7 protein-coding genes and 1 pseudogene are annotated in these 6,901 nt (G+C 67.1%); 3 read left to right on the top strand and 5 right to left on the bottom strand.

Annotated features, from left to right (window positions below):
• The 5 genes and pseudogenes from SGR02S_RS18540 to SGR02S_RS18525 all read right to left on the bottom strand — a co-directional run.
• Positions 1-284 (bottom strand): annotated as a pseudogene (locus tag SGR02S_RS18540) (energy transducer TonB); the annotation flags it as partial.
• Positions 285-641: 357 nt separating this feature from the next.
• Positions 642-1,952: a glutamate--tRNA ligase gene (locus SGR02S_RS18535; protein ID WP_067113572.1), complete on the bottom strand. Its 1,311-nt coding sequence runs from the start codon at positions 1,950-1,952 to the stop codon at positions 642-644.
• A gap of 106 nt (positions 1,953-2,058) precedes the next feature.
• On the bottom strand, positions 2,059-2,499 hold the full coding sequence (locus SGR02S_RS20435) for a DUF3800 domain-containing protein (protein WP_218000146.1): 441 nt from the start codon (positions 2,497-2,499) through the stop codon (positions 2,059-2,061).
• Positions 2,493-2,801, bottom strand: coding sequence for a DUF3800 domain-containing protein (locus SGR02S_RS20430; protein ID WP_218000145.1), 309 nt, complete (start codon positions 2,799-2,801; stop codon positions 2,493-2,495). The genes SGR02S_RS20435 and SGR02S_RS20430 overlap by 7 nt, the downstream gene beginning before the upstream one ends.
• A complete protein-coding gene (locus tag SGR02S_RS18525; RefSeq protein WP_067113571.1) occupies positions 2,801-4,462 on the bottom strand; it encodes an NAD+ synthase in 1,662 nt (553 codons plus the stop codon). Before SGR02S_RS18525 ends, SGR02S_RS20430 begins: the two co-directional genes overlap by 1 nt.
• 151 nt (positions 4,463-4,613) lie before the next feature.
• On the opposite strand from SGR02S_RS18525, the gene SGR02S_RS18520 reads away from it, so the two are divergent.
• From SGR02S_RS18520 to SGR02S_RS18510, 3 genes are all read left to right on the top strand, one after another.
• Positions 4,614-5,549, top strand: a complete 936-nt coding sequence (locus tag SGR02S_RS18520; RefSeq protein WP_067113569.1) for a ribose-phosphate pyrophosphokinase — start codon at positions 4,614-4,616, stop codon at positions 5,547-5,549.
• Between the two features lie 116 nt (positions 5,550-5,665).
• On the top strand, positions 5,666-6,448 hold the full coding sequence (gene hisN, locus SGR02S_RS18515) for a histidinol-phosphatase (protein WP_067113567.1): 783 nt from the start codon (positions 5,666-5,668) through the stop codon (positions 6,446-6,448).
• 25 nt (positions 6,449-6,473) lie between these two features.
• On the top strand, positions 6,474-6,824 hold the full coding sequence (locus tag SGR02S_RS18510; protein ID WP_067113564.1) for a GFA family protein: 351 nt from the start codon (positions 6,474-6,476) through the stop codon (positions 6,822-6,824).
• Positions 6,825-6,901: the final 77 nt, after the last annotated feature.

The following is a 6,901-nucleotide window of genomic DNA, read 5'->3' as shown; positions in this document are numbered from 1 at the left end:
GGCTCGGCCTGCGGCGGCTGCGGCTGGGGTTCGGGCGGCGGCGCCGGGGGCAGGGTGAAGCTTTTCCACGGCACCGGCGCGCTCGTCGGCGTGCGCTCGATGATCATCGGCGACAGCGCCACCGCGACGACGAGCGCCGCGGGCACGCCAAAGGCGAACAGCGCCGCCAGCGGGCGGTGTCCGGCGCCGGGGTCGTAGCGCGCGCCCGGTGCGGGGGTGCCGGCGGGGGCAGGGGCGCGCTCCGGCGCCGCCGCGAGGGCCGAAATCAGGGGTATCAGCGTCATGGCATCTCTCCTTGCCTGTGCCGACCCGGCCCCGCCGCGTATCGACCGCCGCTATCGGTCGGGTCGATTGATGTAATAATATAACGTCACTGCAAATGTCAATGGAGAGGCGGGGAGGACAAGATGCCGGGGACGCTCCGTCGCTTTTTCAGTCGTCATGCCGACTTGGCTTGGCGCACAGGTTCTTCGGACATGTAGGAGCTTGTACCCCGGCGAAAGCCGGGGTCCAGATGGGGGGGCGCACCATGCCATCTGGACCCCGGCTTTCGCCGGGGTACATTTGCCTATCCAAAAGGGATGATGCCAACGCGTTTCAGCATGGCGGTGGGTCGGACAGAGGCGGGACAGCCGCCCCGTCTATGCCGCCGACAGCCGCGCGATCGCCTCGTCCCTTGCGATCAGCGGTAGCAGCTCGCCCATGTCGGGCCCGTGGTCGCGCCCGGTCAGCGCGCGGCGCAGCGGCAGGAACAGCGCGCGGCCCTTCGCGCCCGTCGCCGCCTTTGCCGCGCCGGTCAGCGCGTGCCAGGGGTCGGCGCTCCAGTCGATCGCCGGCGCCGCCATCGCCGCTGCTGCGAGCACCGGCCGGTCGGCTGGGTCGGGCGCGGGCGGCGCGAAGGGGCCGTCGAACACCGCCACCCAGTCGGCCGCCTCCGCCACCGTCGCCAGGTTCGGGCGGATCGCGGTCCAGCGCGCTTCGTCGATCGCCGCGGGCAGGCGCGGCGCGACCGCGGCATAGGGGGTGTGGTGGAGGATTTTCTGATTCAGCAGCGCCAGCTCGGCCTCGTCGAAGCGCGCCGGGGCGCGGCCGAAGCGCGCGAAGTCGATGTCCGCGATCAGCGGCTCGAGCGTCGTCATCGGCTCGACCGGGTCGCTCGTCCCCAGCCGCGCGAGCAGCGCCGCGAGCGCGATCGGCTCGATCCCCGCCGCGCGCCAGTCCGCCATGCCGAGCGCGCCGAGCCGCTTCGACAATTTGCCCCCGGTGCCGACGAGCAGCGCCTCGTGCGCGAATTCCGGCGGCTCGGCGCCGAGCGCGTCGAACATCTGGATCTGCGCCGCGGTGTTCGACACATGGTCCTCGCCGCGCACGACGTGCGAAATGCCCATCGCGATATCGTCGATCACGCTCGGCAGCAGATAGAGCCAGCTTCCGTCGGCGCGCCGCACCACCGGGTCGGACAGCGTCTTCGGCTCGAAATGCTGCGGCCCGCGAATCAGGTCGGTCCATGCGATCGGCGCGTCATGGTCGAGCCGGAAGCGCCAGTGCGGCACGCGTCCTTCGGGGACCGGCGCGCCCTCGGGCTTGCGTTCGTACACCGGCGGCAGCCCGCGCGACAGCAGCACCTTGCGGCGGATGTCCAGCTCCTCGGGCGTCTCGTAACAGGCATAGACGCGCCCCGCCGCCTTCAGCCGCGCGAACGCCTCGTCATAGAGTGCGAAGCGCGCCGACTGCCGCTCCTCGCCGTCGATGTCGAGCCCCAGCCACGCAAGGTCGGTACGGATCGCCTCGACATAGTCCCCCTTCGACCGCTCGCGGTCGGTGTCGTCGATGCGCAGCAGGAAACGCCCGCCATGTTTCCTCGCCCACAGCCAGTTGTGCAGCGCGGTGCGGACGTTGCCGACGTGCAGCAGGCCGGTCGGCGAGGGGGCGAAACGGGTCGTGACGGTCATGTGGGATTCTTGACTTTTTGGCATAAAATACTATGTTTCAGACACCGGACCGGGGGTTGTTCCCAGTCGGCTTATGGCCTCGGCATGACCGGGGCCATAAGTTTTTTCAGGGAAATTTTTTCCACCCATATCCCTCGAAATGGCCACGGCCGTTGCGGTCGAATTTTTTCTGGATAATTTCGAAGGCGCGATTGGGCTGCTCGGGTCGCAAATGCTTAATTCCGATGGGCCGCGCAATCAGGTCCGCGAGTTGAAGACCGCCTGAATTTGCCTTCTTGTCGGCAAAAACGATCTTCATTCCTTCCATTTTCGCGAAGGAAAAATTTGCCCCTTCCTTGATTCGCAGGAACTCCAGTTCCAGGTCGCGATCCTCCTCCTTGCCGCGCTTTTCGAAGATGATATGCGTCGTCTTATCCGCCTGACCGCGCGCCGCCAAAAATTTGGCTATGCGCTCCATGCAGAATTTCAGGGCCAGATGATAGGGATTCTCGGGGTATCTGTAACGCTCTCCCAGCCTCGCCTTATGAATGGAGGCCGCGATCACCACATCTCGGAGGAATCGATCAAGCTGTTCAGGTCGTTCATGAAGACCGTCCGCTTGGAAACAGATTTCAGAAATACGAAGGGCTGCGCCTGCTGCCTGATCTCCCGTTCATGCAGGACGACCGCATCATGCCCGAAATGTTTGAATTTCAAATTCTGGATCGACGGTGACACGGACGCCGAATAAGCCGACTTTCGAAATATGCAGAAGGCAAGAACGAACAAGGGATAGCTCGGATTGGGGTTCTCCAGATTGCCGTCTCCGCTCTCATCCACATAGATGATGTAGTCGCCGTAATTTTCCATCACCCCGTCCGGAACCCGTGGGTGATCGGATAGCGCCGGTCGCGGCCGAAGTTGCGCGTCGACAGCTTCACCCCCGGCGGGGCCTGCCGCCGCTTGTATTCGGCGAGCATCAGCAGCCGCTCGATCCGCGCCACCGTCGCGCGGTCGAAGCCGTGGCGCGCCACGACGTCGTCGACGCTCGCTTCCTCCTCGACCAGCATGTGCAGCATCCGGTCGAGGTCCGCATATGGGGGCAGGCTGTCCTCGTCCTTCTGGTCGGGGCGCAGCTCGGCGCTCGGCGGCTTGGTGATGATCGAATCGGGCATCACCGGCGCGCACGGGTTGCGCGACAGCCGCGGGACATGCGCGTTGCGCCACCGCGCGATGGCGAACACCGTCGTCTTGTACGCATCCTTCAGCGGGTTGTAGCCGCCCGCCATGTCGCCATAGATGGTCGCATAGCCGACGCTCATCTCGCTCTTGTTGCCGGTGGTCAGCAGCATCGGCCCGAACTTGTTCGACAGCGCCATCAGCGTCACCCCGCGGATGCGCGACTGGACATTCTCCTCGGTCGCATCGACCGCGCGGCCGGCGAAGCTGTCCGCCAGCATCGCGTCGAACGCCCCGACCGCGGGGCCGATGGCGATGGTGTCGAGCCGGCACCCGATCATCTGCGCGCAGCCCCGCGCATCGTCGAGGCTTTCCCGGCTGGTGAAGCGGCTGGGCAGCATCACGCACCAGACCTTGTCCGGCCCCAGCGCATCGGCGGCGATCGCGGCGCACAGCGCCGAATCGATCCCCCCCGACAGCCCCAGCACGACGCCGGGAAAGCCGTTGCGCGTCACATAGTCGCGCAGGCTGACGATCATCGCGCTGTAGATGTCGGCGGGGTGCGCCTCCCATTCGGCGAGGTCGCCGGGCGCGCACGCCCAGCCGTCCGCTCCCTTCGTCCAGCGCGTGACGCGATCCTCCTCCGCCCAGTCGATCAGCCGGTGCGCGGGCGCCCCGTCGGCGTTCAGCACGAACGAGCAGCCGTCGAACACCAGCTCGTCCTGCCCGCCGACGCGGTTGAGGAAGATCAGCGGCAACCCGGTTTCGGCGACACGCGCCGCGAACACCTGCGTCAGGCGGCGGTCGTCCTTGTCGATCTCATAGGGACTGCCGTTGACCGAGATCAGCAGCTCGGCCCCCTGCGCCGCCAGATGCCCGCACACCGTCGGCAGCCAGCCGTCCTCGCAGATCGGCAGGCCCAGCCGTACCCCGCGCCACGTGACGACGTCGGGCAGCGGCCCCGGCGCGAACACGCGCTTTTCGTCGAAGGTGCCGTAATTGGGCAGTTCGTGCTTGCGCCGCGTCGCGACCACCCGCCCCGCGTCGAGCAGCGCGACGATATTATAGAGTCGTCCGTCGTCGCCCCGCTCGACCGACCCGACCAGCATCGCCGGACCGCCGTCGCCGGTCTCGGCCGCCAGGTCGCCGAGCAGCGCCGCCGCGCGCCGGGCCAGCGCCGGCTTCAGCACCAGATCCTCGGGCGGATAGCCGATCAGCTGCAGTTCGGGAAACAAGATCAGGTCGGCATCCGGATGCCGCGCGCGCGCCGCGCGCATCGCATCGGCGTTGGCGGCAAGGTCGCCGACCGCCTGCGTCATCTGCGACAGGACGATGTTAAGCTGTTCGGTCATGGCAGGGGTTTAAGCGCAACCGCCCCGATTTCAACCGCCGAGCGTCGCCGCGTTCGCGACCGCCCGCCCGCCTTTACCCCCTTCCCCTTCGCGTGCCCGCTGGTTAAGGGGCGCGCATCCTTCCCCACCACACCGCGACAAGGGGCCACGCATGAAACTCATTTCCGGCAACAGCAATCTTCCCCTGGCCCGCGCGATCGCCGACTATCTGGAATTGCCGCTCGCCGACACCAGCGTGCGCCGCTTCGCCGACGAAGAGGTGTTCGTCGAGATTCATGAGAATGTCCGCGGCCAGGACGTGTTCGTCATCCAGCCGACCAACTATCCGGCGAACGACAATCTGATGGAACTGCTGATCATCACCGACGCGCTGCGCCGCGCCTCGGCCAAGCGCATCACCGCCGTCGTCCCCTATTTCGGCTATGCGCGGCAGGACCGCAAACCCGGCCCGCGCACTCCGATCTCGGCCAAGCTGGTCGCCAACCTCATCACCACCTCGGGCGCCGACCGCGTGCTCGCGATCGACCTGCACGCCGGGCAGATCCAGGGCTTCTTCGACATCCCGACCGACAACCTCTACGCCGCGCCGGTGATGAGCGCCGACATCCAGGCGCGCTTCGGCGACCGCAACCTGATGGTCGTCTCGCCCGACGTCGGCGGCGTGGTGCGCGCCCGCGCGCTCGCCAAGCGGCTCGACAACGCACCGCTGGCGATCGTCGACAAGCGCCGCGAGCGCGCCGGCGAATCGGAGGTGATGAACATCATCGGCGACGTGTCGGGGCGCTTCTGCATCCTGATCGACGACATCGTCGATTCGGCGGGGACGCTGTGCAACGCCGCCGCCGCGCTGAAGGCGCAGGGGGCAGAGGGCGTCGTCGCCTATTGCACCCACGGCGTGCTGTCGGGCGGCGCGGTGGCGCGCGTCAACGCGAGCGAACTGACCGAACTCGTCATCACCGACTCGATCATGCCGACCGAGGCGGTCAACGACAGCGACAAGGTGCGCGCGCTGACCGTCGCGCCGCTGCTCGGCGAGGCGATCAAGCGCATCGCCGACGAAACCAGCGTGTCGTCGCTGTTCGATTGAGGCGCGACATTTTCGAGATTCCGTTCGTGTCGAGCGAAGTCGAGACGCTCATCGTTCGTGCATGCCTTCGGGGTGTCTCGACTGCGCTCGACACGAACGGGACATAGGGAGTGGCCATGACCCTCGAATCCGACATCGCCCTCGCCATCCGCCTCGCCGACGCTGCGGGCGCCGTGATCCGCCCCCATTTCCGCGCCGGTTTCGCGCACGAGGCGAAGGGTGACGACTCGCCGGTCACCGAGGCCGACCGCGCCGCCGAGGCCGCGATGCGCCGCCTGCTCGATGCCGAAGCGCCGCGCGACGGCATCATCGGCGAGGAATATGGCGCCGAGCGGCCCGACGCCGCGCGCCAGTGGGTGCTCGACCCGATCGACGGCACGGTCAGCTTCATGGCCGGCCGCCCGATCTTCGGCACGCTGATCGCGCTGTTGCAGGACGGCTGGCCCGTGCTCGGCATCATCGACCAGCCGATCGCGCGCGAACGCTGGGTCGGCGCGACGGGGCAGCCGACCCTCTTCAACGGTCGTCCCGCCGCGACGCGCGCCTGCCGCAGCCTCGCCGACGCGGCGCTCGCGACGACGGGACCGCAATATTTCAGCGATCACGACGGCGGGCATTTCATGGCGCTCGCGGCAAAGACCGCGCACAAGCGCATGTTCTTCGGCGGCGACTGCTACAATTACGGCCTGCTGGCGAGCGGCCATGTCGACCTGGTGGTCGAGGCGGGGCTCAAGCTCCACGATTTCGCGGCGCTGGTGCCGGTCGTCGAGGGCGCGGGCGGCACGATGTGCGACTGGAACGGCGATCCGCTGAACGCCGACAGCGACGGCCATGTCGTCGCATTGGGCGATCCCGCGCGGCTCGAAGATGTTATCGAGGGCCTCGCCTGCCACCATTAGGGCCAAGACCCAGGGAGAGAAGACCATGGCGTTCGACGGAAGCTGCCATTGCGGCGCGGTGACCTATACGGTCGAAGGCGACATCCCCGACACGGCGATGAGCTGCAACTGCTCGCACTGCCGGCGCAAGGGGTTCCTGCTGACCTTCGTGCCGATCGACAAGTTCCGGCTGACCGGCGGCGCCGACAAGCTCGCCTCCTACAAGTTCAACAAGCATAATATCGACCACCAGTTCTGCACCGACTGCGGCTGTCAGGGCTTTTCTGTCGGCACCGGCCCCGACGGGGCGAAGATGGCGGCGGTCAACCTGCGCTGCGTCCCCGCGGCCGACCTCGATTCGCTGACGATCCAGAAGGTCGACGGGGCGAGCTTCTGAACCTCGTCATTGCGAGGACCCCGGACTTGATCGGCAATTATCCCTTTTCGACAAGTCACTGTTCCCCGGCGAAAGTC

The sequence above is a fragment of the Sphingopyxis granuli NBRC 100800 genome (assembly GCF_001591045.1).
Classification (GTDB): Bacteria; Pseudomonadota; Alphaproteobacteria; order Sphingomonadales; family Sphingomonadaceae; genus Sphingopyxis; species Sphingopyxis granuli.
This window is presented reverse-complemented; position numbering and strand designations above follow the sequence as displayed.

What these genes read in the sequence shown, in the direction of transcription:
- SGR02S_RS18520 (WP_067113569.1), top strand. Translation starts at nt 4,614, where the DNA reads ATGAAACTCATTTCCGGCAACAGCAATCTTCCCCTGGCCCGCGCGATC.
- hisN (WP_067113567.1), top strand. Translation starts at nt 5,666, where the DNA reads ATGACCCTCGAATCCGACATCGCCCTCGCCATCCGCCTCGCCGACGCT.
- SGR02S_RS20430 (WP_218000145.1), bottom strand. Translation starts at nt 2,801, where the DNA reads ATGGAAAATTACGGCGACTACATCATCTATGTGGATGAGAGCGGAGAC.
- SGR02S_RS18535 (WP_067113572.1), bottom strand. Translation starts at nt 1,952, where the DNA reads ATGACCGTCACGACCCGTTTCGCCCCCTCGCCGACCGGCCTGCTGCAC.
- SGR02S_RS18510 (WP_067113564.1), top strand. Translation starts at nt 6,474, where the DNA reads ATGGCGTTCGACGGAAGCTGCCATTGCGGCGCGGTGACCTATACGGTC.
- SGR02S_RS18525 (WP_067113571.1), bottom strand. Translation starts at nt 4,462, where the DNA reads ATGACCGAACAGCTTAACATCGTCCTGTCGCAGATGACGCAGGCGGTC.